Origin of the sequence: Skermanella pratensis (genome assembly GCF_008843145.1) — a bacterium.
GTDB lineage: Bacteria > Pseudomonadota > Alphaproteobacteria > Azospirillales > Azospirillaceae > Skermanella > Skermanella pratensis.
The window spans coordinates 1,089,275-1,114,843 of sequence record NZ_CP030265.1; the positions used below are offsets into that span (position 1 = coordinate 1,089,275).

At 68.0% G+C, this 25,569-nt stretch carries 21 protein-coding genes and 1 pseudogene; 9 read left to right on the top strand and 13 right to left on the bottom strand.

Annotated elements, in window-relative coordinates; all coding sequences use genetic code 11:
* Nucleotides 1-36: 36 nt before the first annotated feature.
* Both DPR14_RS04955 and parE read right to left on the bottom strand, forming a co-directional pair.
* Nucleotides 37-4,260 carry an autotransporter family protein gene (locus tag DPR14_RS04955; RefSeq protein WP_192499282.1) on the bottom strand — a complete coding sequence of 1,408 codons (4,224 nt, stop codon included), beginning with the start codon at nucleotides 4,258-4,260 and terminating at the stop codon, nucleotides 37-39.
* Nucleotides 4,261-4,485: 225 nt separating this feature from the next.
* On the bottom strand, nucleotides 4,486-6,471 hold the full coding sequence (gene parE / locus DPR14_RS04960) for a DNA topoisomerase IV subunit B (RefSeq protein ID WP_158044167.1): 1,986 nt from the start codon (nucleotides 6,469-6,471) through the stop codon (nucleotides 4,486-4,488).
* A gap of 114 nt (nucleotides 6,472-6,585) precedes the next feature.
* Between parE and DPR14_RS04965 the strand changes: the two genes are divergently transcribed.
* The gene (locus DPR14_RS04965; protein ID WP_158044168.1) at nucleotides 6,586-7,011 is read left to right on the top strand and encodes an acyl-CoA thioesterase; all 426 of its coding nucleotides are present in this window, start codon (nucleotides 6,586-6,588) and stop codon (nucleotides 7,009-7,011) included.
* Between the two features lie 30 nt (nucleotides 7,012-7,041).
* Here the strand turns inward: DPR14_RS04965 and DPR14_RS27145 are convergent, their stop codons facing one another.
* Nucleotides 7,042-7,215: a hypothetical protein gene (locus tag DPR14_RS27145; RefSeq protein WP_192499283.1), complete on the bottom strand. Its 174-nt coding sequence runs from the start codon at nucleotides 7,213-7,215 to the stop codon at nucleotides 7,042-7,044.
* 193 nt (nucleotides 7,216-7,408) lie between these two features.
* Between DPR14_RS27145 and DPR14_RS04970 the strand changes: the two genes are divergently transcribed.
* Complete coding sequence (locus DPR14_RS04970; RefSeq protein ID WP_158044169.1) at nucleotides 7,409-7,933, top strand: DUF6306 domain-containing protein; 525 nt, start codon at nucleotides 7,409-7,411, stop codon at nucleotides 7,931-7,933.
* Nucleotides 7,934-7,954: 21 nt separating this feature from the next.
* Here DPR14_RS04970 and DPR14_RS04975 read toward each other — a convergent pair whose 3' ends face one another.
* The 4 genes and pseudogenes from DPR14_RS04975 to DPR14_RS04990 all read right to left on the bottom strand — a co-directional run bounded on the left by DPR14_RS04975 (nucleotide 7,955) and on the right by DPR14_RS04990 (nucleotide 12,223).
* On the bottom strand, nucleotides 7,955-8,422 hold the full coding sequence (locus tag DPR14_RS04975; protein WP_158044170.1) for a YbaN family protein: 468 nt from the start codon (nucleotides 8,420-8,422) through the stop codon (nucleotides 7,955-7,957).
* A 101-nt stretch (nucleotides 8,423-8,523) separates the two neighbouring features.
* Nucleotides 8,524-10,181, bottom strand: a pseudogene (locus DPR14_RS04980) (3-(methylthio)propionyl-CoA ligase).
* 43 nt (nucleotides 10,182-10,224) lie between these two features.
* A complete protein-coding gene (gene hutH, locus DPR14_RS04985) occupies nucleotides 10,225-11,766 on the bottom strand; it encodes a histidine ammonia-lyase (protein WP_158044171.1) in 1,542 nt (513 codons plus the stop codon).
* Nucleotides 11,767-11,818: 52 nt separating this feature from the next.
* A complete protein-coding gene (locus DPR14_RS04990) occupies nucleotides 11,819-12,223 on the bottom strand; it encodes a response regulator (protein ID WP_158044172.1) in 405 nt (134 codons plus the stop codon).
* 484 nt (nucleotides 12,224-12,707) lie between these two features.
* On the opposite strand from DPR14_RS04990, the gene DPR14_RS04995 reads away from it, so the two are divergent.
* Nucleotides 12,708-13,913 (top strand): D-alanyl-D-alanine carboxypeptidase family protein, encoded by a 1,206-nt coding sequence (locus tag DPR14_RS04995; RefSeq protein ID WP_192499284.1) that lies wholly within the window; start codon nucleotides 12,708-12,710, stop codon nucleotides 13,911-13,913.
* Nucleotides 13,914-14,005: 92 nt separating this feature from the next.
* Here the strand turns inward: DPR14_RS04995 and DPR14_RS05000 are convergent, their stop codons facing one another.
* Genes DPR14_RS05000 through DPR14_RS05010 form a run of 3 tightly spaced genes read right to left on the bottom strand, consistent with a single transcriptional unit; the run spans nucleotide 14,006 to nucleotide 15,184 of the window.
* The gene (locus tag DPR14_RS05000; RefSeq protein WP_158044174.1) at nucleotides 14,006-14,455 is read right to left on the bottom strand and encodes a TerB family tellurite resistance protein; all 450 of its coding nucleotides are present in this window, start codon (nucleotides 14,453-14,455) and stop codon (nucleotides 14,006-14,008) included.
* 31 nt (nucleotides 14,456-14,486) lie between these two features.
* The gene (locus tag DPR14_RS05005) at nucleotides 14,487-14,924 is read right to left on the bottom strand and encodes a PIN domain-containing protein (protein ID WP_158044175.1); all 438 of its coding nucleotides are present in this window, start codon (nucleotides 14,922-14,924) and stop codon (nucleotides 14,487-14,489) included.
* Nucleotides 14,912-15,184 carry a hypothetical protein gene (locus DPR14_RS05010; protein WP_158044176.1) on the bottom strand — a complete coding sequence of 91 codons (273 nt, stop codon included), beginning with the start codon at nucleotides 15,182-15,184 and terminating at the stop codon, nucleotides 14,912-14,914. Before DPR14_RS05010 ends, DPR14_RS05005 begins: the two co-directional genes overlap by 13 nt.
* 261 nt (nucleotides 15,185-15,445) lie before the next feature.
* Here DPR14_RS05010 and copM point away from each other — a divergent pair, with 261 nt between their 5' ends.
* The gene (gene copM / locus DPR14_RS05015) at nucleotides 15,446-15,853 is read left to right on the top strand and encodes a CopM family metallochaperone (protein WP_158044177.1); all 408 of its coding nucleotides are present in this window, start codon (nucleotides 15,446-15,448) and stop codon (nucleotides 15,851-15,853) included.
* A 27-nt stretch (nucleotides 15,854-15,880) separates the two neighbouring features.
* Here copM and DPR14_RS05020 read toward each other — a convergent pair whose 3' ends face one another.
* On the bottom strand, nucleotides 15,881-16,813 hold the full coding sequence (locus DPR14_RS05020) for a lysozyme family protein (protein WP_158044178.1): 933 nt from the start codon (nucleotides 16,811-16,813) through the stop codon (nucleotides 15,881-15,883).
* 406 nt (nucleotides 16,814-17,219) lie between these two features.
* Here DPR14_RS05020 and DPR14_RS05025 point away from each other — a divergent pair, with 406 nt between their 5' ends.
* The 3 genes from DPR14_RS05025 (at nucleotide 17,220) to DPR14_RS05035 (ending at nucleotide 21,075) form a co-directional block, all read left to right on the top strand.
* Nucleotides 17,220-19,184, top strand: a complete 1,965-nt coding sequence (locus DPR14_RS05025) for a methyl-accepting chemotaxis protein (RefSeq protein WP_192499285.1) — start codon at nucleotides 17,220-17,222, stop codon at nucleotides 19,182-19,184.
* A 64-nt stretch (nucleotides 19,185-19,248) separates the two neighbouring features.
* Nucleotides 19,249-19,881 (top strand): glutathione S-transferase family protein, encoded by a 633-nt coding sequence (locus tag DPR14_RS05030; RefSeq protein WP_158044180.1) that lies wholly within the window; start codon nucleotides 19,249-19,251, stop codon nucleotides 19,879-19,881.
* 21 nt (nucleotides 19,882-19,902) lie between these two features.
* Nucleotides 19,903-21,075: a 3-phenylpropionate MFS transporter gene (locus tag DPR14_RS05035; protein WP_158044181.1), complete on the top strand. Its 1,173-nt coding sequence runs from the start codon at nucleotides 19,903-19,905 to the stop codon at nucleotides 21,073-21,075.
* Here DPR14_RS05035 and DPR14_RS05040 read toward each other — a convergent pair.
* Nucleotides 21,072-21,653: a hypothetical protein gene (locus tag DPR14_RS05040; RefSeq protein WP_158044182.1), complete on the bottom strand. Its 582-nt coding sequence runs from the start codon at nucleotides 21,651-21,653 to the stop codon at nucleotides 21,072-21,074. The two genes, DPR14_RS05035 and DPR14_RS05040, sit on opposite strands and share 4 nt — an antisense overlap.
* Nucleotides 21,654-22,045: 392 nt before the next feature.
* Between DPR14_RS05040 and DPR14_RS05045 the strand changes: the two genes are divergently transcribed.
* Both DPR14_RS05045 and DPR14_RS05050 read left to right on the top strand, forming a co-directional pair.
* Nucleotides 22,046-22,348: a hypothetical protein gene (locus DPR14_RS05045; protein WP_158044183.1), complete on the top strand. Its 303-nt coding sequence runs from the start codon at nucleotides 22,046-22,048 to the stop codon at nucleotides 22,346-22,348.
* A gap of 273 nt (nucleotides 22,349-22,621) precedes the next feature.
* The gene (locus tag DPR14_RS05050) at nucleotides 22,622-23,662 is read left to right on the top strand and encodes an acyltransferase family protein (protein ID WP_211103926.1); all 1,041 of its coding nucleotides are present in this window, start codon (nucleotides 22,622-22,624) and stop codon (nucleotides 23,660-23,662) included.
* Here DPR14_RS05050 and DPR14_RS05055 read toward each other — a convergent pair.
* Entirely contained in the window at nucleotides 23,646-25,565 is a 1,920-nt protein-coding gene (locus tag DPR14_RS05055) for an ATP-binding protein (RefSeq protein ID WP_158044185.1), read from the bottom strand. The genes DPR14_RS05050 and DPR14_RS05055 overlap by 17 nt on opposite strands.
* Between the last annotated feature and the right edge of the window lie 4 nt (nucleotides 25,566-25,569).

A 25,569-nucleotide genomic window follows, 5' to 3' on the forward strand; every position in this document is an offset into this window, starting at 1 on the left:
GCGCGGGTTCGACTGCCGCCAGGAAGCGGTTCCCCTTTATCGAAGGCGGTAGCGCAAGCCCGCCGATACCCGATGCGCCGACGAGCCGTCGCGCAGCTCGACATCGTAGCCGGCGAAGCCTTCCAGGCTGTTTTCCAGATATGCGACGAACCCCATGCCCAACACGGCGGCGTCGCGGCCGGCTTCGGTGCCCGACACCTGGAATGGAGCCCCCGCCAGCGAGACCCGGCTATCGGCGGCCCGGTCCAGGAAATCATGGTCCCAGCGGACCCTGACCTCCGGTTCGGCCACCAAGCCGCCGAGTTCGTAACGTTTGGCCGCGCGGACGCCGAGACCGGTCCTGACCGTGTCCATGGTCATGTCGGCGACGGCGAGCCCCAGGGACTGGGCGCCGGATTCGGAAAAGGCGTTCCGGGTGATCCGGTCGTAGCGCACGGAAGCCGCGGGTTCCACGATCGCGCCCTGTGTCCGCCATGTGTATCCGACGGCCAGGGCCGCGCCGAAGCCGTGTCCTCGGCTCGAACCATCGGCAGTCCGGTCCACGGTGCCGAAACGGATCGGCCGGCGGCTGTCGTAGTCTGAGAACGAGTAGGTCAGCGAGCCGTCGGCGAAAAGGTTGCCGGCCGAATAGGATCCGTAGGCGGCCGTCGCGTAGCTGTCGATGCCGGTGCTTCCGCCGTCCCTCCGCGCGTCCACATCCGTCCGGAAATAGCCGAAGGCCACCCCCAGATCGAAGTTGGGCGCCATCTTGCCGTCGAGGCCGAACGCGAAGCCGCCGGTCGTGGAATCGAAGCCGGCCGCGTTGCCGTCGCCGGACGTGTCGGCGAATCGTGCCACGGCGCGGCCCCAGACGGTCGGCATCGTGGGATCGCTCATGGATCCGCCGTTTGCCGATCCGCCGTCCGCCGGTCCATTCCCGGACGGTGTCGTGGCCCCGGCGGTCCCGGCGTCGGTCGCTCCCAGCGAGAAGGATGTCAGGGGCCCCACCGCCTTGCCGGCCGAGCCGCGGCGGACGGCCGCCGTCCGGTCGGCGAGCAACTCGCCGAACAGGCGCCCGGTGCCGAGCGTCGCCGTCACCGCATCCGCGTGCATGACGCCCGCCAGTTGATCGAGCGCGGCGGGGATCGCCGCCGGCGCCGTGAGATAGAGCGAGTTGAACAGGGTGTCCCGATCCGTGCCGCTGCGTGTTCCAGCCGCCGGGCGCAGCGACTCGACCGTGTCCGCCGCCGCCCCCTGATTGGCGGTCAGACCGTCCAGCGACGCGTAGGACGCCGGCGCTACCGCCAGTAACAATCTGTCCGTCCCATATGAGACGTCGAACCGCGTGCCGGCCGGCAAGCCCGTCGTCGGCTGGGTCAGGCCGGAGAAACCGCCCAGGATGCCGCCCGTGGCGCCGACGATATCGAAACCCTGGCCCAGGGCGGGTGTGTATCCGGAAGCCTCGGCCTCGGCGAATCCCCGGGTAACGGGGACGAGCGTACCCGAAGCCGTGAAGCCGCCGGGGATTCCGGTCACCTCGATCCGGTCGTGAAAGCCATCGCCGCTGCCCGCCGTCGGTCCATCCACCTCGATCCGCAGCGCCGCCGAATCGCCCATGTTGATGATCGCGCCGTCAACCTTCAGCACTCCCGGCGAATTGCCGGGAGACAGCGTTCCCGTGTTGACCACCGTCCCGGAAACGGTCCCGTCGCCGCCGAGGGTGCCGCCGTTCAGGAGGGGCGACTGCGCCTGAAGCCGGGAATTGACGGTCAGCGTCGCGCCGGGCCGGGTGACGACCGTGCCGAAGGACTGGTTGCCGGCTTCCAGGGCCAGCGTCGCCAAGGTGCCCTGGCTCGATCCGACCACCAGGGATCCGCTTCCGTCGATGTCGCCCGTCACGCTGCCGGCGGCTCCGAGAAACACGGCGGTGTCGTCGGCGCCTAGACCGGCGATGCCGGACGTGAGGGCCTGGCCGTTGAAGATCACCGTATCGGGTCCGCCGGTCAGGATCGCCCCGGTCGCCAGGTTGAGACGCAGGGCGGTGCCCGAATTGCCGACATTGAGGACCAGTCCGCGGAACCGTTCGGGCTCCGCCACGTCCACCGTCGAGAAGCGGCCGGTGATCCCGCCGGTCGCGGTGATCACATCATAGGACGTTCCGGTGGAGTAGGACCCCTCCTGGGGCAGGATCCGCAGGGTGCCGCCGTCGAGCGCCACGGAACTGGCGACCGCGAGACGGTCGGCCTGGGCAGGGTGGATCTTCGCCGCGAAGGTCGAGCCGCTCTCGAACGTCACCGGACCGATCGCGGACAGCGTGCCGATGGAGGCGCCGGAGTCGCCCGGCGCGATGGTGCCGCCCACGGCCACGGCGCCGACGGTCCCGGTTCCCGCCAGCGTCGCGCCGCTCGACACCGTCGCGGCACTTCCGGCAAGGCTGCCGGTGACGTTCAGCACGCCGTCCAGGACGGCGGTGGTCCCGGTCATGCCGTTGGCAGCCGACAGGGTCAACATGCCCGTGCCCCGCTTCGTCAGAGTGCCGGAACCGGTCAGCGCGTCGCTGAAATCGAGCGCGTCCGACCGGTCGAAGACCACGTCGCCGCTCAGGCCGGGGAGCAGGACGGCGGAGTACCAGGAAATGCCTTCATAGGCGTAGCCGTTCTTCGAGAAGCCTTCCGTCAGATCCGGCGTATAGAGGTGGTCGCCAAGTGCCGCCGAGTGGAATCGGTAGATCGGCCCGGCGCCCGCGGTCGGCTGGCCGATCGCGCTGAAGACCGTGCCTTGGTCGGCATATCCGCTGCCGGTCTGCCGCAAGCGGGAGATTTCCGCGGCGTCGGCCGTATAGATGTGGTCGGTCCCGGCCGCCGAATGGAATTCCCGGACACCGACCAGGGCGCTGTGGTTCGGCTCGTTGGAGAAGGGAACGCCCTGCTCGACGTAGCCCTGCGCGATCAGGGACCGGGCCTGCTTGGTGCTTGCCGTGTAGATCGTGTCGGCGGTGACGGGGTGATGCAGCCGGAACACCACCGGAAGTCCGTCGGCGGCGTCGTAGCCGCCCACCGCCTGGGCGGCATGGCTCACCGTGCCCTGTCCGTCCAGCTTGACATCGATGGCGATGGTCTGCGGCCGCGCGGGCTTGGTGTAGAGGATTCCCGGCGTGGGAGTGGTGCCGGGGCCGCCGGGAGTATAGATGTCACTGTAGCCGGTGACCGCCGCGGTCGGCAGGACGACGTTGACGAGGCTCCGAACGGCGGCTTCGTCACCGCTCAGGATGATGTCGATGAAATTGTCGTGGTCTTCCCGATAGTAGGGGCCATAGACGCTGGTGGTGCTGTTGGCCGGCGGTCCCAGTTCGGCCAAGCCCAGCACCTTCAGCGACCCGATGCCGGGACCGAGGTCGTAGGTCACGCCGTCACGGTCGATGACCACGGTCTGCCCGCCGGCGTTCCTGGCCTCCAGCCGGAAATAGCGGGCGAATTCGGTCGGCAGCTTGCCGCTGACCCCGTCCGGGGAGAACCCGCCGGAGGTGAGCAGCCGGAGCCGGTAGACGGCATTGCCCGGGTAAAGGGAGGCGCCGTCGTTCCGCAGGTTGCCGCCCAGCGAAGCGGGCGCGAAATCGCCGACCGACGAGAACCTGGTCAACCGGGCGCCGAGCATGGCGGGACCGGCCACGTAGGGATTGCGGCTTGCGGCCGTCAGGCCGACGGCGGATTGGGGCCCGTTCGGCCCGATCACCTTAAGCGGAGTGTCGTCCGCGACGATCTCGACCGAAACCGGATAGACCGCCCCTGGGGTCCCCGGGGCGAGCCGGTTGCCGAACTGGCCGAACACGACGATCACATTCCGTTCGTTGTAATCGTAGTTCGGATTGAGAGCCGCCGCCAACGGCGTCACCACCTGCCCGGTATTGAGCCGGATGGCGATGTCGGTCGGCGACACGGTGCTCGGCAGCAGCGGCCAGCCGAACACGACGGGCAAGGCGTCGGCCTGGACGACCGTCGCCCCGTAGCCGCCCGCCGGGAGGCCGGCGACGGGGACGGCGGAGGTGAGATTGCGCAGCGGGGGCGCCGGGGAGAGCGTGGCGAGGTTGCCGTTCACGCCAGCTCCCGCCGCGACGGCACGATTGAGATCGGCGGCGGACGTCAGGCCGGGAATGCCGACGATACCCTCGAATCCGAAATCGGCGGATAGAATTCTCGATGTTTCCGACCAGAGATCGCTGTTGATGACGATGTCTCGTCTTAGTTCGACATAGGCTGGAAACTGGTAGGGCACTTCATCCATTTGTGGCGCCATGTCCATCTGGGATCGGTCGATGAACGATCCACGGCGTACTGTCCGTGCCGCTCAGGTCATGGATCGATTGCTCTCACCTGGATGGTACGATGGTTTTCTCATTGGGAGTACCCCAAAGAAACGATCAGGCCATGTCCGCGAACGCTATCGGCCGAGCCCGTCGCCCGGTTCTACGGCAGGGTGAGCCCGTCCCGGCGCGTCGGGCGTCCCCCGTCAGACGTCGATGTCCTGGACGAACCGGGCGTTCTCCTGGATGTACTGGAAGCGCAGCTCGGGCTTCCGGCCCATCAGGCTCTCGACCAGCGACTTGGTCTGCTCCACCTGCCCGCGCATCTCCGGGTCATGGGTGTCCGGCACCACGACCCGGAGCAGGGTGCGCTTGACCGGGTCCATGGTGGTTTCCTTGAGCTGCGCCGGCTGCATCTCGCCCAGGCCCTTGAAGCGGCTCAGCTCCACCTTCTTGCCGGCGAAGACGGTCTTGACCAGCTCGTCCTTGTGGGCGTCGTCGCGCGCGTATACCGACTTGCCGCCGTGGGTCACGCGGTAGAGCGGCGGCAGGGCCAGGTACAGGTGGCCGTTCTGGATCAGGCCGGGCATCTCGCGGTAGAAGAAGGTCATCAGCAGCGATGCGATGTGGGCGCCGTCCACATCGGCGTCGGTCATGATGATGACGCGCTCGTAACGAAGCTTCTCCGACGAGAAGTCGCGGCCGACGCCGCAGCCCAGCGCCTGGATCAGGTCGCTCAGCTCCTGGTTGGCCCGCATCTTGTCGGCGCTGGCGCTCGCCACGTTCAGGATCTTGCCCCGCAGCGGCAGGATCGCCTGGGTCTCGCGGATTCGCGCCTGCTTGGCCGAGCCGCCCGCCGAGTCGCCCTCGACCAGGAAGATCTCCGTGCCGTCCGGCGTGTTGCGGCTGCAGTCGGCCAGCTTGCCCGGCAGGCGGAGCTTGCGGGTCGCGGTCTTGCGCGACATCTCCTTGGCCTGACGCTTGCGCTGCCGCTCCTCCGCCTTGTCGATCAGGTGGTCGAGCAGCAGGTTGCTCGCCGCCGGATCGGCCGACAGCCAGTGGTCGAAATGGTCCTTGACCGCCAGCTCGACCAGCCGCGCCGCCTCGGCGGTTGCCAGCTTCTCCTTGGTCTGGCCCTGGAAGGACGGGTCGCGGATGAACACCGACAGCAGGATGGTGGCCCCGCCGAACACGTCGTCCGCCGTGACCTGCGCCGCCCGCTTGTTGCCGACCAGATCGCCGAAGGACTTCAATCCGCGGGTCAGCGCCGCTCGAAGCCCCATCTCGTGGCTGCCGCCCTGGGGCGTCGGCACCGTGTTGCAGTAGGAATGGATGAAGCCTTCCTCGTCCTCCGGCCAGGCGATCGCCCATTCCGCCCGCCCGGCGTCGCCGGGGAACGGCACCTCGCGCGCGAACGGGGCGGGAGTCAGGGCCTTGCGGTCCTTGAGCGCGGCGGTCAGGTAGTCGTTCAGGCCGCCGGGGAAATGCAGCGTCTCCGCCGCCGGGGTCACCGCGTCGGGACCCAGCAACTCCGGGTCGCAGGCCCAGCGGATCTCGACGCCCTTGTAGAGATAGGCCTTCGACCGCGCCATGCGGTACAGCCGCTCCGGCTTGAAGGCGGCGCCCTCGCCGAAGATCAGCGCGTCGGGATGGAACTTGATGGTGGTGCCGCGCCGGTTGTGGACGGCGCCCAGGCTCACCAGGTCGCCCACCGCCAGCCCGCGGCTGTAGCTCTGCGTGAAGAGCTGGCGGTCGCGGGCGATCTCCACCGTCAGCCGGTCGGACAGGGCGTTGACGACCGACAATCCCACGCCGTGCAAACCACCGGAGGTTGCATAGGCCTTGCCGCTGAACTTGCCGCCGGAGTGCAGCGTCGTCATGATGACTTCGAGCGCGGATTTCCCCGGGTATTTGGGGTGTTCGTCGATCGGGATGCCGCGGCCGTTGTCGCGGATCGTGACGGTCGCATCGGACGCCAGCTCCAAATCGATGCGGCTGGCATGGCCGGCCACGGCCTCGTCCATGGCGTTGTCCAGGATCTCGGCCACGAGGTGATGCAATGCCCGTTCGTCGGTGCCGCCGATATACATGCCGGGGCGTCGTCGCACCGGTTCCAGCCCTTCCAGGACCTCGATGTCCTGGGCGGAGTAGCTGTCTTCCTTGCGCACGGTGTTTTGAAATAGATCGCTCATGGCCATATTATAGGAATTAGATCACTGCTTCCGCAAGTGGACGCAGCGCCGCATTATCGATCCGCTACAATATTTGGTATTCGGATTCGCCCTTTGACTCAAGAGGAAGCCGCGATGGCCGATCAGGAACCCGATTTCAGCCCCGATTTCAGCCCCGATTTCAGCCATGGCCCGGCGCTGCGCACGATCGCGATGCCGGCCGACACCAACCCCAACGGCGACATTTTCGGCGGCTGGCTGCTGGCCCAGATGGACGTAGCGGGAGGCATGGTGGCGGCCCGGCGCGCTGGCGGCCGGGTGGCGACCGTCGGCATCGAGGCGATGAAATTCCACCAGCCGGTGCTGATCGGCGACGAGGTGAGCTGCTACTGCACGGTCCAGCGGATCGGACGGACATCCATGTCGGTCAAGGTCGATACCTGGATCCGCCGGGGACAGGGACGGATCGCAACGAAGGTGACGGAGGGCGTCTTCACCTATGTGGCGATCGGCGAGGACCGCCGGCCCCGGCCGGTGCCGCCCGAGGAGGGCGGCACCTGAGGGATCTCCCCCGGGACTTCGGGCGGAGTCTTACTGGGTGCCCGTGCCGGTCGCGGGCGGAGGCGTGGTCGAACCGCCCGCGGCGCCCGGTGCATCGGCGGCGGGCGGAGTCGCGGGCTCATCGGTCGACGCTGTATCCTCGCCGCAGGCGGCAAGACCCAGCATCATCATCGGCGCCAGCACCAGCCAAAGTTTGTTGCGCATCCGAGCGACTCCCTTCAATTACCATAGTGATGTATAGGACAGTCATCGATCGGCCGATCAGAGGTTTGCCGATCAACGCTACTGCGAACAGGTGGTCGCCTTGATTATTCCTGTTAACGTTCGGGATATTTTTTAGGTCGGGTTTCCAAAACAGGTACTTATAGTTTATGTTTTAATTGAAGGAGTATTGAGCATGTCCGACCTTGAAACGGCAAGCTATGCTTCGCCGCCCTGCTACGCTTCGGAACTCGATCCGGCCCATTCCGGCCGTGCGCCTGTGGTCGACCCGCTCCCGGACGCCGACCTGGCGCAATCGCTCAACGCCATGCTGGAGGTCGGCCGCGCCAGCGCCAAGATCCTGACGGCGCTCCTGGCGGAGTTCGAGCAGCGGGAGGTGACCGACCTGCTGGCGTCGGTCCAGCGAAACCAGGCGCGGTTCTGCGGCATCCTCACCCGGATCGTCACGCAGCTCGGCGACACCCCGTCCGGCGTCACCAGCAGCTTCCACGACGAGGTGCTCGGCCTTGAGGCCTTGGCCGAACGCCTGGCCTTGCTCAACGGCGGCATGGCCTGGGTGATCTCGCAGTTCGACGCGACCCTGCCGCGCGTCGCGAGCGACGAGCTGTGCGGCGTGCTGGCGGACCTGCGGGAGGTCCACCGCGCCGACCTGAAGGACTGCGAGGCGCTGCTCGACTGGCTTGCCTCGCAACCGTCGTAGGCTGGATTTCCGGCCTGCCGGTCAGTCCGGAGCCCGACTCGGCCGCGTCAGGATATAGGCCGCAACGGCGGTGATGATGGCGAAATGGACAGTCGGCAGGACCCAGTCGGTCGCGACATACAGGACCACCAGGACAAGGCTGCCATACATTCCTATGACCGAAAGCACCTTGCCGGTCACCGGGATCACGCCGTGCCTGTTCCAGGCGACCAGCGGCGGACCGAATTGGGGATGCTCATAAAGCCAGCGGTGGAACCGCTCGGAACTGCGGGAGAAGGCCCACGCGGCGATGATCAGGAAGGGCGCCGTCGGCATCACCGGCAGGAAGACCCCCAGGGTGCCCAGGGCGACCATCACGAAGCCGAGCGCCATCAGGCAATGGCGGACCACCGGGTTGGCCGGCGCGTGGCGGAACGTTTCGCTCGCGGTCCCGGCGGGTGGGGTCCCGTCGTCGCTTGGGGAGGGCGGCGCGTGGAGGTCGGCCTTCATGATGTCCTGGGGATCGGGTGAACCAGGGGCGTCCCAGCCATTTAGGTGTGGAACGCTCCAATACCATCTCCGCCGCTGCCGCCGCTACCTCGCCCGGCCGCTCACTCCGCTGCGGTGGGCAGGCGATAGTCCTTGAACTGCTCGCGCAGCTTCGTCTTCAAAAGCTTGCCGGTGGCGGTGTGGGGAAGCTCCTCGACGAAGACGATGTCGTCGGGCAGCCACCATTTCGCGATCTTGCCTTCGAAGAACGCCAGCAGGCTTTCCCGCGTCAGGCCGCTGCCGGACCGGGGGATCACCACCAGCAGCGGGCGCTCGTCCCACTTGGGATGGGCGATGCCGATCGCCGCCGCTTCGACCACGTCCGGGTGGGCGACCGCCGTGTTCTCCAGGTCGATCGAGCTGATCCACTCGCCGCCCGACTTGATCACGTCCTTGCTGCGGTCGGTGATCTGCATGTAGCCGTCGGCGTCGATGGTGGCGACATCGCCGGTCGAGAACCAGCCTTCGTCGTCATGGGCCGATGGCGTCGCCTCCTTGAAATAGCGGGCGCAGACCCACGGCCCGGCCACCTTCAAGTGGCCGAAGGCCACGCCGTCGTGGGGCAGGGGCTTGCCCTCGTCGTCGGCGATCTTCATGCGGATGCCGAACAGGGGACGGCCCTGCTTCGCCCTGATCGCCATCCTTTCGTCGTCGGAACGAGTCTCCATGCCGGGCTTAAGCCGCGAGACGGAGCCGATCGGCGAGGTCTCGGTCATGCCCCAGGCATGCAGCAGCTCGACCCCGAACTCGTCCTGGAAGGTCTCGATCATGGCGCGTGGCGCCGCCGACCCGCCGACCACCGTCCGCTTCAGCGTGCTGAACGTCTTGCCATTCTCCTGCATGTAGCGGATCAGCCCGGCCCAGATCGTCGGCACGCCGGCGCTGACCGTCACGCCGCCCAGCTCTATCAGCTCGTGCAGGCTGGCGCCGTCCATCCTGGCGCCCGGGAACACCAGCTTCGCTCCGGTCATGGGAGAGGCGTAGGGGAGCCCCCAGGCGTTGACGTGGAACATCGGCACGACCGGCATCACCGCGTCGTGCGAGGACAGGTTCAGCGCGTCGGGCAGGGCAACCGCGTAGCTGTGCAGCACGGTCGAACGGTGACTGTAGAGCACGCCCTTGGGATTGCCGGTGGTGCCCGACGTGTAGCAGAGCGACGAGGCGGTCCACTCGTCGAACCGGGGCCACTCGTACTGGTCCGAATGGCCGCGCACCAGCGTCTCGTAGCAGAGCAGGTTCGGCAGCTTCGACTCGGGCATGTGGTCCCGGTCGGTCATCACCACGATGCCCTTCACGCCCGTCAGCCGCTCCGCGATCCCTTCGAGGAGCGGCACGAAGGTCAGGTCCACGAACAGGTAGGAATCTTCCGCGTGGTTGATGATGTAGGAGATCTGCGGCGGGAACAGGCGCGGATTGATCGTGTGGCAGATCGCCCCATGCCGGAGGTGGCGTAGTAGATCTCGAAATGCCGGTACCCGTTCCAGGCCACCGTGCCGATCCGGTCGCCCGGCTGGACCCCCAGCGCGATCAGGGCGTTGGCCAGTTGCCGCGCGCGCTTGGCGGCCTCGGCATAGGTATAGGTGTGGATCGGCCCTTCGACCGTGCGCGAAACGATCTCCGTCGTGCCGTGGTATTCCTCCGCGAAATCGATCAGCGAAGAAATCAGCAGCGGCTTGTCCATCATGAGTCCGCGCATTCTTTGTCTGCCTCCCCGGTGCATGCGGTCTTGGTTTTGTATGATTATAGGGGACCGGATCCCCTATTCACAGGGCTGCCGGCAGAAGCCCTTCGTCCATGAACGCGTGCCAGAGCCCTTCCATGACCGTCCCCGTCGCGGCGGCGATGTCCGGGGCGAAGTAGCGGTCCCGGTCGTAGAACGGCACCCGGGCCCGGACGATCGCCAGCGCGTCGGCCAGCGCCGGCGAGGTCTCCAGCGGCCGGTGGAAATCCACGCCCTGGCAGGCAGCCAGCAGTTCGATCGCGACGATGCCCGCCGTGTTCGATGCCATCTCCCCCAGCCGGCGCGCGCCGTGGGTCGCCATGCTGACATGGTCCTCCTGGTTGGCGGAGGTCGGCAGGCTGTCGACGCTGGCCGGGTGCGCCAGCTGCTTGTTCTCCGACGCCAGGGCCGCCGCGGTCACCTGGGCGATCATGAAGCCGGAATTCAGGCCCCCTTCCGCCACCAGGAAGGGCGGCAGCCCGCTCAGCGTGGCGTCCATCAGCAGGGCGGTCCGCCGCTCCGACATGGCGCCGGTCTCGGCGATCGCCAGGGCCAGCACATCGGCCGCCATGGCGACCGGCTCGGCGTGGAAATTGCCGCCGGACAGGATGTCGCCGCTGTCCGGGAAGACCAGCGGGTTGTCGGTCACGGCGTTGGCCTCCCGCTCCAGCACCTGCGCGGCGAAGCGGAGATGGTCCAGGCAGGCCCCCATCACCTGGGGCTGGCAGCGCAGCGAGTAGGGGTCCTGGACCCGCTCGTCGCCCGTCAGGTGCGACTGCCGGATGGCGCTGCCGGCGAGCAGGCGGCGCAGCACGCGGGCGACTTCGATTTGGCCGGGCTGTCCGCGCAGCTCGTGGATCCTGGGATCGAACGGCACGTCGCTGCCCCTGGCGGCGTCGACCGAAAGCGCCCCCGCGACCAGTGCGGCAGCGAAACAATCCTCGGCGGCGAACAGGCCGGCCAGTGCCAGGGCGGTCGAGACCTGGGTCCCGTTGAGCAGCGCCAGACCTTCCTTGGCTTCCAGCACCAGCGGTTCGATCCCGGCCCCGGCCAGAGCCTGCGCCGCCGGAACGATCCCGCGCCCGGCCGTCGCTTCGCCGACGCCGGTCAGGACGGCGGTCATGTGCGCCAGCGGGGCCAGATCGCCAGAGGCGCCGACCGACCCCTTGGCCGGGATCACGGGAAGCACGCCGCGGTTGACCAGCGCCAGCAGGGTCTCGATCACCAGCGGCCGCACGCCGGAGCGGCCCCGGGCGAGGCTCGCCGCCTTCAGAACCAGGATCAGGCGAACCACGTCGGCCGGCAGCGCCGGGCCGGTGCCGGCCGCGTGGGAGAGCACGAGGCGGGTCTGAAGCTCGCGCAGGTTCTCCGGCGGGATGCGCCTGCGCGCCAGCAGCCCGAAGCCGGTATTGATGCCGTAGGCGGCGTCGCCGCGGGCGATCACGTCGGAAACGGTCGCCGCCGCGGCCTCGGTTCCGGCCCGCCAGCCCTCCGCCAGCGCCACCGGCATGCGGGCGTCGCGGGCGACCCGCCGCAGGAGAGGCAGGGTCAGCCGGCCCTGTTCAAGGCTCAGCGGCTCAGTCATGCTCCATCCTCCTCAATGTCCGCGTGACCCGCCCTCTCCGGCGCCCGGCGCTTCAGGCGCCGAGCCGGCGGACCGCCAGGTCCAGCGCCATGCGAAGCTGCACGGCCGAATAGGGTTTCTGGACGAAACCAAGGGGATACGTCGAGGTGATCCGGCTCATGGTCTGGTGGTCCGTGTAGGCCGACAGATAGACGGACCGGATGCCGAACTCGGCGCGGAGGCGCCGCGCGGTGTCGATCCCGTCGGTCGGGCCGCGCAGCCGGATATCCATCAGCGCCAGTTCCGGCTGCGTCCGGCCCGCCAGCGCCAGGGCTTCCGGCTCGGACGCCGCCACGCCGCAGACCTCGTAGCCGAGTTCGTCCAGGGTGCAGCGGATCCCCAGGGCGACAAGGGCGTCGTCCTCGACGATCATGATCCGGAACCGCTTGCCCGTTGCCGGATCGGAACTCTCAGTCATCGGAGTCTCGCACGAATGGGTGTGTCATGCCGGAAGCGGCTCCGTGATGGCGGTGCGGTGGTTTCGATCTCGGGTGGTCTTTCCCAAAAGGCACGGCGGATTGCAATTGACATCGGTTGCGGGAAGCCGGGCGAACAGGGTACCCCCGCATGAAGCCGGGACATCCGGCCGGACGTCCCGCTTGATGGAACTTTAACGATCCGAGATTATAATGAAACCGAAATGAGGCAAGCCGTATCCACCCGATGCCCGATTCGGCGTCCCGCGGTAGGATACGGGCTGGATCCGAACCTGCCTTGCCTCGAAACGTCCCGTCTCTTCCAGACATGTTTCCCGGCATGGGGCTCCGACCCGTCGTGCGGCCCGACCTTAACCTTTGTCATAGGGAAGGGCCGCAAGTCACTGAAAAGGAATGAAACAAAGTTCTTAATTTCTTAACCAATGGCGCCTAATCATGGTGCGGCAGTGTTTTTCAGGAACCATCATGTTTCGCCGCTCCATTGAAATGCCGTCGCGCTTTTCCCTCGTCGCAGCGATCGTCTGCGCCTTGCTGTTCCCGCTTCCCGCCTCGGCCGCCCCGCCGCCCTATGCGGAGCTTCTGATCGATCCGGCCACCGGCGTCGTCCTGCACGCCCAGAATCCGGACCTCCCGACCCAGCCCGCCTCGCTGACCAAGATGATGACGCTGTTCCTGGCGTTCGACAGCCTGGACAAAGGTGAACTGGCCCTCGACCAGTTCATTCCCGTGTCCCGGCGCGCCCAGAACATGTCTCCCTCCAAGCTGGGGCTGGTCGCGGGCACGTCGATCCGGGTGGAGGACGCGATCCTCGGCCTGGTGACGCGGTCGGCCAATGACGCGGCCGTGGTGCTGGCCGAGGCGATCGGCGGCACGGAAGAGGGTTTCGCCGAGATGATGACGACGAAGGCGCGCATCATCGGCATGCGGAACACGACGTTCATGAACGCCTCGGGCCTGCCGAACGTGCGCCAGAAGACGACCGCGCGCGACATCGCGACGCTGTCGCAGGCCCTGATCAGGACGCACACCCGGCATTACCCCTATTTCAGCCGCAGCAGCTTCTCCTACAACGGCGCGGTGGTCCACAGCCATAACCGCCTGATGAACCGCTACGACGGCATGGACGGCATCAAGACCGGTTTCGTCAATGCCTCCGGCTTCAACCTCGCCGCCACGGCGGTGCGCGACGGCCGGCGTCTGATCGCGGTGGTCCTGGGCGGCCGCACCTCGCGCGAACGGGACAACCGCGTCGCGGCCCTGCTCGACCATGGCTTCGGCGTCAAGCCGCTTGGCCGGACCGTCTCGACGGTGGAGGTCGCGGCCGTCGTCCCGACCGTCCGCGCCACGATCAAGGCGGACGCCGCGCGGGCGGAGAAGGCGGTCGCCAAGGCTCCGAAGCCGGCCGCCAAGGCGGCTCCGGCGGCCAAGTCGGGCTCGTGGGCGATCCAGGTCGGCAGCTACAAGAGCCACAAGGCGGGCCAGACCGGATTGACGACGACCGCGAAGGTCATCCCGGCTCACGTCAAGGGCGCGCAGAGCACCGTCCTGAAGACCCGTACCGGTGTGTTCCAGGCCCGTTTCACGGGTATGACCAAGGCCGCCGCCGAGCAGGCCTGCTCCCGGCTCGAGTCGAAGGGCCAGGACTGCATGGTGGTCGCTCCCCGGGGCTGATGCCATCGGCCGGGCTTCCTGAAGAACCCTGCAAGTCATCGCAAGTCGGCGTCGGCCCTCGGCCGACGCCGACTTGCGGTTTTCCGACTGTATCAGAGCCCTTGGGCGTCGGGATCGAGCCTCAGTATCCGGGCGATTTCCCGCGCCGCATCCCGCTCCCCCGGACTCGGCGTGCGGCCGGCGCCCGCTCCTCCCACCTGAAGCGCCGAACGCAGGACCAGTTGCCGCTGTCCCACAGGCGCGTCGGGCGCGAAATCCGCCAATACCGCCAGGGCGCGATCGTGCCCGAAGGTCCGGTCGCGGTCGAAATTGGAAAGATGCTGGTCCAGCACGCGGTGGATGTCCGCGGCGCGCTCCTCGTCGCCCATCAGGCAGCGAAGCGCCTCGGCGTCGATCTCCCGCAGTTCCCTGCCATCGGCGGCACCATCGGCGAAGGCGACCAGCGCGCCCGCCGCGATGACCGCCGGCACCAGGAGCGGCAGGTCGTCCGTCTCGATGCCGGTTTCGCCCAGATGGCTGACAAGGGTATCTATGAAGGACATGGTGCTTTTCCGCCCAGGTTTCGGCCAGGTTTCAGGTCGTCGATCCGCCGACGAACTCCCGTGGCGTCAACACCGTGACCGGGAGTTCGTCGCGGCAGGACAGCAGATGTGCGTCGCTGGTGATCAGCGCCGCCCCGGTCGCCCAGGCGAGCGCCGCGAACTTGCGGTCGCCCGGATCTTCCACCCTGGAGGAGGACGAAACGTCGAGCGGGCCGCGATGTTCTCCGGACGCCGCGAAAAGACCGGCGAAGCGATCCCAGTCGAGTCCGGGAATACGGCGGACCACGGTTTCGGTCTCCCGCCGGGTCGCTTCGCTCCAAGCGAGCCGGCAACGTCCCTCCCGGACGGCCTTCACCACCGCCGCGGCGTTGCTTCCCGGCTTGAGCCCAGCCGCCACGAACACATTGGTGTCCAGGACCAAGTGGTCGGGCGCCGGGCCGATCGAGCCGGCCGGCGTCACCGGGTGCATGGCTCCATCACCGGCTTGCCCCGGTGCGGCCCGTCGGTATGTCGGCCCCCGCCGACGGTGAGCTTGCCGCGTTCCTGCCTGATCCGGTCCTGTCCATGCCCGGCATGGTCGTCGGGATAGGAGCGCAGCTTCCGCTCCGCCGCTTCCCGGAAGGCATGCTTGACCGACTCCGGCCGTCGCACCCAGGCGACGCCGGTCCGATCGCTTTCCTCATAGAGTTTCTGAGCCAGGTCTTCCCGAAGTTTCGGATCGATCTTCATCGCGTCCATCTCCTCGCGCTTATGGCCGCCGTTCGGGGCAACACCCGCCGCGCGCGGCCGTTCCTCGCGGGTGGTGAGCCCGTGCGCAAAATCGAGGCATGTTGTTTCGCTGCAGTGAAGCCGCCCATTGGCGATGGCTTCCAGTGTTGATGTAATGCGCCCGGAGGCGCCCGATCAGGTCGCGCCCTTGTTTTCATGACACCGGGGCGCGCAGCCGCCGGCATGGCGGCGGGTTGGCAATGATTGAAGGAGAATGACAGGATGAAAGTTTTTGCAGACCTGCGGTGGCCGGGTGCCGCAGCCGCGCTTCTCGTGATCGTGACCGCCGCTCCCGGCCTGGGGCAGCAGGATCACGGCGGGCATGGCGGGCACGGTGCTCCGGCCTCCTCCGCTCCCGTGGAGGGTTCTTCGGCCGTCGCCGACGCTTTCCGGCGCTCCAGTGCCCGCATGCACCAGGACATGGAGGTCGGGCTGACCGGCGATGCCGACCAGGACTTCGCGCGCAGCATGATCCCCCATCACCAGGGCGCGATCGACATGGCGCGCATCCAGCTGGAGCACGGCAAGGACCCCGAGATGCGCCGCCTCGCCGAGGAGGTCGTGGCGGCGCAGGAGCGGGAGATCGAGCGGCTCCGGGACTGGCTGGCCCGGAACCCGCGCAAGCCCTGATCCCGGCCGCCCCGCTCCGCCGGGTGGCTAACCCTGCCGCCGGACCTGCGCCGGAGGATCTTCGTCCGCGGCCTCGTCCTCCGCTTCGTCCGGCCAGCCGTCCTGCTGCATCTGCGCGAACAGCAGCGCGTTGGAGTGCGCGGGCGCCGGTTGCGCGTCGGGCGCGTCGTCCAGCCCGGCGAAGCGCTTCTCGTCAGCCTGCATCCGGCGGGTCAGCCGGTTCAGCATGTCCGACGCGGTGAGCGCATGCCCGCTGCGGTCGTGGAACAGGTTCCTGTTGGCGGCGGCGGCCGAGGGTAGCAGGTCGCGGGCGAGCATCCCGGGGGTCTTCTCGGCCGCGTTGATCAGCCGGGCGGCCCCGCTCGGGCCCATGATGTAGGCGATCCGGCCCTCGATCGTCGAGGCCGGCCTGCCGAGCATCTTGCCCAGCCGCTCCTTGCCTTCGCCGAGATAGCGGGCGGCCATGCCGGCCGACAGGTTCGGATCCTCGCGAAGCGCCAGGATCTTCTTGCGCGTCGCGGCGTCGCTGACGGTCGGCGCGCCATCGACCACCTTGATCTTCTGTGCGATCTCCCCCAGGCCGTAAGCCGATCCATGGCGACGCATCAGGTCCAGCCACGTGCGTTCGATGAACTGGAAGGGACCGGTCGCCGAACTCTTGCGGTTGCGGGCCTTGGTATCCAGCCCGCTCTCCTGCTGGGCCTGGGAGAGCAGCGAGGCGAAGCTGTGGCCGGACAGTCCGGCGACCGACCGGATCGCGTCCACGACGGGTCCGCCGCCCAGGGGTTCCGGCGGTGCCACTGCCGGCTTGCGGCCGGGCAGGGGAGTGCCGGCCCGCTCCACCGCCGCGGCGAACCCTTCGCCGCCCGGTTTGCGCGCGGGCACGGGCGGCTGCCACGCGGCGCCGGGTATCGAAGGCTTCTTGCCGGGAACCGGCGGCAGTCGCTGGTCAACAGCCATGGGCTTGTTCTCTGAACCTTTCGGGCTACCCCATTCTAAGGCGACGGATCGCCGGTGAGAAGGACAATCGCGTGACCTCGGGTCCCGTCCGCGCGGGAAGCGAAGGCAAAGGAAAGATATCGTACTACAAGCGGCCAATTGGCACGGCAACGCAGGACTGATCCAAATCAGGGCAATCAAGTCTGAAAGTTAGCTATCGGATCGGATCGGACGAAGCGTAGCGCTCCCGACGCCGAGGTGGCCGGCTGCCCGCTGCGCTCCGATCGACCGGCAGAATTCAAGCAGGGTCCGTCGCCACTCACCGCAGGACGCGGGATTGCGGCGGCAGGCGGCCAGAGGGCGAGGCAAGACGATGGGGTCTCTTTCTTCCAGGTTCCGGATCGGTTCCAGGATCTATGCGGGGTTCATGCTCATCCTCGCCCTGCTGGGGGCCGTCGGCGGCTTCGGCATCGCCGAGCTGATCGCCGCCCGCGAGAATTTCGAGCGGTACGGCGAGACCTCCGCCAACACGGCCATGGTGATCACGATCAACCTGGACTTCGCCGAGCTGCGCCGGCACGCGCTTCTCTATACCTCGTCGGGAAGCCAGGCGGCCGCGGACCGCGTGCAGGAGCTGCTCGACCACATCGCTACCGGCCTGACGCGCCTGATGCCGGCGGCCCGCGACGAGGTCAGCCGGGTCCGCCTGAAGCGCATGGTCCAGCTCGCCGCCGACTACGGGGAGAAGTTCGCCAAGCTGAAGGAAGCCCGGATGAAGCGGGACGTCCTGGTCGAACAGACGCTGAAGCCGCTCGGCGACCAGATCGTCGGCAACCTGTCGTCCCTGATCAGCGAGGCGACGGCGGCCAAGCAGATGGAGACCGCGGGGCTCGCGGGGATCGCCCAGGAGCAGTTCATGTACGCCCGGCTCAACGCCACCCAGTTCCTGGCGACGACGGACGAGGCCCTGGCCGAAAGCGTGACGCGGCGGCTTTCCGCCTTCAAGCCGGCCGCCACCAACCTCGCCGCGTGGTTCGACGATCCGGACCGCATGGCACTGGCCCAGGACGTGCTTCGGCTCGCCGACAGCTATTCGAAGAGCTTCGACCGCATGGCCGCGTTGGCGTTCGAGATGAACGGGCTCATCTACGAGGCCATGCCTGTCGTCGCGGAGGAGTTCGGCGGCCTGACCCAGGCAACCGTGGACGGCTGGACCGCCATCTTCCGGGAGACCGAGCAGAGGACCCTGTCCGAGATCGACAACACCATCAAGGTCAGCGGGACGCTCGTCGCCGCGGCGCTCCTGGGCGGCATCCTGCTGGCCTGGCTGATCGCCCGCAGCATCGTCGTTCCGGTCAAGACCATGACCGGCACCATGACGCTGCTGGCGTCAGGCGACCGTTCCGTCGAAGTCACGGGGCTCGGTTTCGCGGACGAGGTCGGCGAGATGGCCCGGGCGGTCCAGGTCTTCAAGGAGAACGCGATCCGGGTCGAACGGCTCCAGGCCGAGCAGGCCGTCCAGGAGCAGCGCGCCGCCGAGGAGCGCCGCAGGTCCATGATGGAGCTGGCCGACGATTTCGAGAACCATGTCAACGGCGTCGTGACCCATGTCACGACCTCGTCCGGCGAGATGAACGCGACGGCGGCCACCATGTCCACGGCCGCCCAGCAGGCGACACACCAGGCGAACGCGGTCGCCAACGCGGCCGACCACGCGTCCACCAACGTCCAGACCGTCGCCGCGGCGGCGGAGGAATTGGCATCGTCGATCGCCGAGATCGGCCGGCAGGTCGACCAGTCCTCGCGCACGATCCAGCACGCGGTGGAGAAGGCCCGGCGGACCAACGAGATCGTCGGCAGCCTGTCGACCGCGGCCCAGAAGATCGGCGAGGTGGTCGGCCTGATCAACACGATCGCCGGCCAGACCAACCTGCTCGCGCTCAATGCGACGATCGAGGCGGCCCGCGCCGGTGACGCGGGCAAGGGTTTCGCCGTCGTAGCGTCGGAGGTCAAGAACCTGGCCAACCAGACCGCCAAGGCGACCGAGGACATTTCCGGACAGATCACTTCGGTCCAGGCGGCGACCGCCCAGGCGGTCGAGGCGATCCAGGACATCCTGCACACCATCGACGAGGTCAGCGGCACGTCGGCCGCCATCGCCGCGTCGGTCGAGCAGCAGCAGGCGGCGACCGGCGAGATCGCGCGCAACGTCGAGCAGGCCGCCGCCGGGACCAGCGAGGTCGCGGCCAACATCGCCGGCGTCACCGCGGCGGCCGACGCCTCGCTCGCGACCGCCGAGCAGGTGCTCCGCGAATCGTCCGAGCTTACCCGCCAGTCCATGGTGCTCCGGCGCGCGGTGGACGAGTTCATCGAAAAGGTGCGGGCTGCCTGACTGCCCGGTTTGCGGGAGCGTCGAAGTGGGCCACACTCGACCCTCCCGCATCCGAGGAAACGCCATGATAGACCTCTATACCTGGACCACGCCGAACGGTCGGAAGGCCTCCATCATGCTGGAGGAGACCGGTCTCCCCTATGCGGTCCACCCGATCGACATCACCAAGGACGAGCAGTTCGCCCCGGACTTCCTGAAGATCAGCCCCAACAACAAGATCCCGGCGATCGTCGACCACGACACCGGAGCGTCCCTGATGGAGTCCGGCGCGATCCTGCTGTACCTGGCGGAGAAGACGGGGATGTTCATACCCCTGGACGGGCCCGGGCGGTGGCGGACATGGCAGTGGCTGATGTTCCAGATGGGCGGCGCCGGCCCGATGCTGGGCCAGGCCCACCACTTCCTGCAGTTCAACCCCGGCAAGGCTCCCTATGCCGAGGAGCGGTTCCGCGCCGAGGCCCGGCGGCTCTATTCCGTCATGGACAAGCGCCTGGGCGAGACCGAGTACCTGGCCGGCGGCGACTACACCATCGCCGACATCGCGACATGGCCGTGGGTCTCGCGGTTCGAATGGCAGCGGATCGATCTCGCGCAGTTCCCGAATGTGCGGCGCTGGTATCTCGCCATCGCAGGGCGTCCCGCCGTCCGGCGCGGCTATGATGTGCCGAAGAAGGGCCACGAGATTCCTCTGGCCTGAGCATATCGCCGCCGGAACCCCATGCTGCTGCCGCTTCGACTGTCCCTGTTCTACGCCGCCTATTTTCTGATCCTGGGCATCCAGTTGCCGTTCTGGCCGGTCTGGCTGGAGAGCCGGGGCCTGTCGGCGGGGGAGATCGGGACGGTCCTGGCGGTGGCGCTGTGGGTCCGCATCGTCACCATCCCGGTGGCCGGCGTGGTGGTCGACCGCACCGGCAACCGGCGGACGGCGCTGATCCTGCTCAGCGCCGCCGCCCTGGCGGCCTCGCTGCTGTACCTTCCCGCCGACGGCTTCGTGCCGATCCTGCTGGTGACCGTGCTGATGAGCGCGGGCTTCAGCCCGATCATGAATATCGGCGACAACCTGACCCTGCTGATCGCCCGGGCGCACCGGCTCGACTACGGCCGGATGCGCCTGTGGGGGTCGATCAGCTTCATCGCCGCCGCCAGCCTGGGAGGCATCGTCGTCGCCGACAGCCGGCCGGAGGTCGTGCTCCACCTGCTGATCGGCGCCATGGCCCTGACGGCCCTGTCCTGCTGGCTGGCGCCGAAGCCGCCGCCGCGCGAGCCGGGACGGACGGAGGTGCCGCTGAAGACCAGCCGGATCGCGGCGCTGCTGCGCGATCCCGGCTTCCTGCTGTTCCTGGGGGCCACGTCGGCCGTCCAGTCCAGCCACGCCGTCTATTACGCTTTCGGAACCCTTCACTGGCGCGGACTCGGCCATTCGGAGGCGGTGATCGGCTGGCTGTGGGCGGAGGGCGTGATCGCCGAGATCCTGCTGTTCGCGTTCGGCGGCGCCGTCACCGCGCGGCTCGGTCCGGCCCGCCTGCTGATGCTGGCCGGCCTGGCCGGCCTGGTCCGCTGGTCGGGAACGGCGATGGCCGAGGGCGTGGCCGTCTTGGCGCTGCTCCAGGTGCTGCACGGCATGACCTTCGGGGCTGCCCATCTGGCCGCCATGCAGTACATCGCGAAAGCCGTCCCGCTGGACCGTTCCGCCACGGCCCAGGCGCTGTACGGCGCCCTGGCGACGGGCATGGGCACGGCGCTGGCGATGATGCTGGCGGGCGCCGCCTATGCCGGGATGGGGGCGGGTGCCTATCACGCCATGGCCGCCCTGGGGCTGGCCGGCGCCGTGTTCGCCCTGCTGCTGGGGTCGCGCGACCGCCGGGACGAGGTCCGGCGGGCGGACGCCTAGCCCGCTTCCTGGTCCTGTTCCCGGCCGGCCGGGTCCTCGATCCGGCGCAGGGTGAGGATCTGCGCCGCGGCGGTGAACAGCAGCCCGGAAGCGGCGAGGCGGCCGGAGTCCTGGTCGGAATGACTCAGGCAGGCGAGCTGCGCCGCGCCCAGGGCGTAGGCCTGGAGCAGGTCGATCGGGTCTCCTTGGGAGTTCCGCGACCACCAGCGCCGTCCGTGGCGGCGCATGGTCCGCAGCGCCGGTTCCAGCACGTCCCAGGCCGGCAGCCGGTCCTGGAGGAAGTCCGCGGGATCGCCGCCCTCCTCCTCGCCCAGTGCCGCCCGTCCGAGATGGATCGCGAACTCGATGAAGGGATAGCGTTCCGATACCCGGGCACCCGCCCGGAACGCTATGCTCATCAGCAGTTCCGACACCAGCGCCGAGTCCCGGGGCTCCAGGCCATCAAGGACATCCAGAAGACCCGGAGCCAGGCCCGCTTCGGGCGAGCCGCCGTCGCGGGCGGCGGTCACGGCCGCGACCAGCGTGCGCAACGCTTCGACCTGGGCCTCCGGGGAAACCGGCCGGTAGTCTTGTTCCATGGAGATGTGCTCTTCGCCTTCCGCAAGGACATTCGGACCCGCCGTCCGCCGGTCCGAATGTCCCTGTTACAAGGCCATGGAGCGTATTGTCCAGGAGAACGAGTACGGCGGTATTCCCCGCCGGACCTCCTACTTCATCTTGCGGGACAGCAGGAACCAGAACAGGCCGATGGTCACGCCGACCGTAGCGACCAGGAAGCCGAGCGCGATATAGGCCTCGTAATCGAGATGCATGGTGTGGAACTCCCCGGGCGATGCGCCTGAAGGCGGCGCAGGATGTGAATGCTGCCGGCGAGCGTGCATCGGCCGGGGCCTTCCCGCATTGAAGATTCGCAATCCCGCGAGGAACGGGACAGGCTATGGATGATTTCGACGCAACCTTGGTGCATGGCATGTCCGACCCCGGCGAACGGCGAAGCGGCACCGGCTGGCCGCTGCGGCACGAACGTCCCATCCTGCGCAGGCTGGCCGGCGCCTTCGGCGCGGGCTTCGCCGGGGGAGCGGTGACGGCGACCGCCCTGATCGCGGCCGACGTCGGAGGCATCGGGGGGCTCACGCTGGGAGCCGGCACCTCGCCCGGCGACCTGACGGGAGCCCTGCTGCTGATCTGGGGCATGGCGGTCCTGTTCGGCTTCGTCGGTCTCGCGATCTCGATCATGTCGCTCGGCGACTGGACCGACTCCCCTCCCGACTGACCGGTGCCGTATCGCTTCGCCCGGCTTGTGGAAAACGCCTAGAGTAACCCGTAATCGAAAGCACGCATCAAGGGTAGTAGCGTCGAGTTTGCCGTGTCCGTCGAGAGGCTTCCAAACTGACGTTCTGTTATCATGAGCAACCGGCACCGACATGCACTATGGTTGGACATGAGTAAGACCATCATATCTCGTTCTCCCGTTCGGCAATCCCTGGGGAACATAAAATTTAATATTATTTCGATACAATATCTGAGAGCCTTCGCCGCTCTGCTGGTGGTGTTCCACCACGCGCGCTACCAGATCACCGACTTCGAGGTGTTCTACAAGGGGGGCGTCTGGCTGTTCGGGCAGGCGGGCGTGGACATCTTCTTCGTCATCAGCGGTTTCATCATGTGGATGACGACATCGGCGCGGCCGACCACGCCGGCCGACTTCATCAGGAACCGCGTCGTCCGGATCGTTCCGATGTACTGGCTCGTGACGCTGGCGGTGGCGGCCGCGGCCATCCTGATGCCGAACCTGTTCCGGGCGGTGGAACTGACGCCAGAGCACGTGATCAAGTCGCTGTTCTTCGTCCCCCATTTCTATCCCGGCGCGCCTACCCGGATCTGGCCGCTGCTGATTCCGGGCTGGACCCTCAATTACGAGATGTTCTTCTACCTGGTCTTCGCGGCGGCGCTGTTCCTGCCGCGCGCCCTGATCATCCCGGCGATCACCGCCCTGTTCGCGGCGATCTCGGTGATCGGCCTCGTGGTCCCCTTCGAGGATCCGATCCTGATCTTCTTCGCGGACTCCATCATCCTGGAGTTCGTGGCAGGAATGCTGCTCGGCCGGCTGTACCTGCAGGGGCGGCTGGCTTTGCCGGCCTGGGCCGCCGTGCCGGCGATCGCCGCCGGACTGGTCTGGATGGTCGCGCTGACCCCCTGGGAGGCTCCCGAGACGCGCCTGCTGGTCTGGGGCGTGCCGGCCGTCCTGACGGTCGCCGGCTGCCTGTCGCTGGAGGCCGGGGGAGCGGTCGGCAGGAACGGGTTCCTGATCCTGCTGGGCAACGCCTCCTACTCGATCTACCTGACCCACATCCTGACGCTCGGGGTCGTCAGGACGGTCTGGAACCGGCTGGGGCTGGTCGAGCAGGACCCCGCGGCCGCCTGGATCTTCATGGCTTCGGCGATGGCGATATCGTCGGCGGTGGGCGTCGCGGCGTATTTCCTGCTCGAAGCGCCGATCCAGAGGCTGGCGCGCCGCCGGCGGGCCGGGTGCCGGTCCGGCGTCGAGGCCGGCGCCCGGCTTCCCGCGGTCAAATCCAGCGGATGAACAGCCAGGCGGTGTCGGGCTGCCGGCCGGAACGCATCTCGATCAGCACCTTCATGGGCTGGTCGAAGGTGAAGACGTAGCTGAAGATGATGTTCAGGTTGCCGGTCTCGACGCCGTCCCGGAACCGTCCGTGGAACTCCGGCGTGAAGGTGCAGGGAGCGACGTCGCGGAAGAAATCGCAGCCGATCACCAGGTCGGCCTTGCGTCCGGCGAAATTCTCCTCGGCGGCGTTGTAGCTGAGGACCATTCCCGTCCGGTCGAGCTGGACGATGCCGATCGGCAGGTCCGCCAGCGCGTCCCGGCCGGTATCCTCCACCAGTTCGAACACGCCCTGGTCGCCGATCCTGAAGAACTCCTTGAGGCCGCCGATGGTCGGGGCCGGCGGCCTGCCGTCGGGCGTGCGCACCCGCCAGGACGGCAGCGTCATGAAGGCGGTCGTGCCGACGCCCGGGCTGGTGTTCAGATGGAGCATGCCGCCGTGCAGCTCGATCAGCGCCTTGGCGACGGGCAGCCCCAGCCCGGTGCCCTCGGTATTGGCCTGGAGATGCGAGCCGACCCGGCCGAAGGGGGAGAGGGCGACCGGCAGGTCGCGGGCGGAGATCCCGATGCCGGTATCCGACGTCGTGAAGCAGATCTGGCCGTCCGCCAGGACGTGGACCGCCAGGGTGACCTCGCCGCCGGCGTCGGTGAACTTGACCGCGTTGCCCACCAGGTTCAGCAGCACCTGCCGCAGCAGGCGCCGGTCCGCGACCACGGCCACGTCGTCCGGCGCGGGCGCCACGGTCAGCTTCAGCCGCGCCTTCGACGCCCGTTCCCGCAGCAGGCGCTCGACGTCGCCCAGCAGCCGCTTCGCGGATACGGTCTCCTCGTTCAGCGTGACCTGGCCGGCCTCGATCTTCGCCATGTCCAGCAGGTCGTTGATGATGTCCAGCAGGTGCCGGCCGGCGAACAGGACGTCGCTGGCATATTCCACGTAGGTCGGGTCGCCGAGGGGGCCGTGCATCTCCTCGGCCATCATTTCGGAGAACCCGATGATCGCGTTCAGCGGCGTGCGCAGTTCGTGGCTCATGTTGGCGAGCAGCGACGTCTTGGCCTGGCTGGCCCGCTCGGCCTGCTCCTTGGCCGCCATCAGTTCCAGGGACGCGCGCTTGCCCGCGGTGACGTCCTGCACCGTCCCGAACAGGGCCAGGGGATGCCCGTCTCCGCTGCTGTGGACGACCCGCTCCTCGTGCAGGTGGCGGATCTCGCCGTCGGGCAGGACGATGCGGTAGTCGAACGATCCGGATCGCGCCGAGGGCGCCGCGAGATCGCGGTCAAGGGGATGGACCAGGTCGAGGAACTCGCCGGGACCGGGCGGCCCGGAGCCGGGATCGCGGTCATGGATCCCGTACAGGATGTCCGACCAGACCGTGCTTCCCGTCGCCAGGTCCATCCGCCACCAGCCGAGCCGGGCCATCCGCTGGGCGGCTTCCAGCGCCTGCTCCAGCCGGCGGTGGTCGGTCAGGTCGGTGGAGGTCCCGACCAGGCGGACGACCCGCCCGTCGTGGAACAGCGGGTTCAGCATGGTCCGGGTCCAGAAGACCCGGTCTCCCAGCCGGATCTCCTCCTCGTAGCCGATCGGGCCGCGGGTGGCGACGCAGTGCCGGTAATGGCCGGCGATGCGGTAGGCGAGGCAGGGCGCCAGCACCTCCTCGACCAGACGGCCGGCGCAGTCGGCGTTGGTCAGGCCGAAGGCGCGCTCGTACCAGTCGTTCAGCATCGCGATCCGGAAACCGCCGCCGCTCCCGTCCCCATCCTCCACGTCGATGACGAAGATCGGGCAGGCGATCTGGTTGACAAGTTCGCGCAAGGTCGCCCCGGCGGAGGTCTTGAGGATGTCGGGCTGGTCCAGCAGGGTCGTCATGGGA

Excerpts from the sequence above, each read along its gene's own strand:
- parE (WP_158044167.1), bottom strand. The coding sequence starts at position 6,471 with ATGAGCGATCTATTTCAAAACACCGTGCGCAAGGAAGACAGCTACTCC.
- hutH (WP_158044171.1), bottom strand. The coding sequence starts at position 11,766 with ATGACTGAGCCGCTGAGCCTTGAACAGGGCCGGCTGACCCTGCCTCTC.
- DPR14_RS04955 (WP_192499282.1), bottom strand. The coding sequence starts at position 4,260 with ATGGATGAAGTGCCCTACCAGTTTCCAGCCTATGTCGAACTAAGACGA.
- DPR14_RS04995 (WP_192499284.1), top strand. The coding sequence starts at position 12,708 with ATGTTTCGCCGCTCCATTGAAATGCCGTCGCGCTTTTCCCTCGTCGCA.
- DPR14_RS27145 (WP_192499283.1), bottom strand. The coding sequence starts at position 7,215 with ATGCGCAACAAACTTTGGCTGGTGCTGGCGCCGATGATGATGCTGGGT.
- DPR14_RS05040 (WP_158044182.1), bottom strand. The coding sequence starts at position 21,653 with ATGGAACAAGACTACCGGCCGGTTTCCCCGGAGGCCCAGGTCGAAGCG.
- DPR14_RS04990 (WP_158044172.1), bottom strand. The coding sequence starts at position 12,223 with ATGACTGAGAGTTCCGATCCGGCAACGGGCAAGCGGTTCCGGATCATG.
- DPR14_RS05005 (WP_158044175.1), bottom strand. The coding sequence starts at position 14,924 with ATGCACCCGGTGACGCCGGCCGGCTCGATCGGCCCGGCGCCCGACCAC.
- DPR14_RS05055 (WP_158044185.1), bottom strand. The coding sequence starts at position 25,565 with ATGACGACCCTGCTGGACCAGCCCGACATCCTCAAGACCTCCGCCGGG.
- DPR14_RS04975 (WP_158044170.1), bottom strand. The coding sequence starts at position 8,422 with ATGAAGGCCGACCTCCACGCGCCGCCCTCCCCAAGCGACGACGGGACC.
- copM (WP_158044177.1), top strand. The coding sequence starts at position 15,446 with ATGAAAGTTTTTGCAGACCTGCGGTGGCCGGGTGCCGCAGCCGCGCTT.
- DPR14_RS05030 (WP_158044180.1), top strand. The coding sequence starts at position 19,249 with ATGATAGACCTCTATACCTGGACCACGCCGAACGGTCGGAAGGCCTCC.
- DPR14_RS05025 (WP_192499285.1), top strand. The coding sequence starts at position 17,220 with ATGCTCATCCTCGCCCTGCTGGGGGCCGTCGGCGGCTTCGGCATCGCC.
- DPR14_RS05035 (WP_158044181.1), top strand. The coding sequence starts at position 19,903 with ATGCTGCTGCCGCTTCGACTGTCCCTGTTCTACGCCGCCTATTTTCTG.
- DPR14_RS05000 (WP_158044174.1), bottom strand. The coding sequence starts at position 14,455 with ATGTCCTTCATAGATACCCTTGTCAGCCATCTGGGCGAAACCGGCATC.
- DPR14_RS04970 (WP_158044169.1), top strand. The coding sequence starts at position 7,409 with ATGTCCGACCTTGAAACGGCAAGCTATGCTTCGCCGCCCTGCTACGCT.
- DPR14_RS05045 (WP_158044183.1), top strand. The coding sequence starts at position 22,046 with ATGTCCGACCCCGGCGAACGGCGAAGCGGCACCGGCTGGCCGCTGCGG.
- DPR14_RS05020 (WP_158044178.1), bottom strand. The coding sequence starts at position 16,813 with ATGGCTGTTGACCAGCGACTGCCGCCGGTTCCCGGCAAGAAGCCTTCG.
- DPR14_RS05010 (WP_158044176.1), bottom strand. The coding sequence starts at position 15,184 with ATGAAGATCGATCCGAAACTTCGGGAAGACCTGGCTCAGAAACTCTAT.
- DPR14_RS04965 (WP_158044168.1), top strand. The coding sequence starts at position 6,586 with ATGGCCGATCAGGAACCCGATTTCAGCCCCGATTTCAGCCCCGATTTC.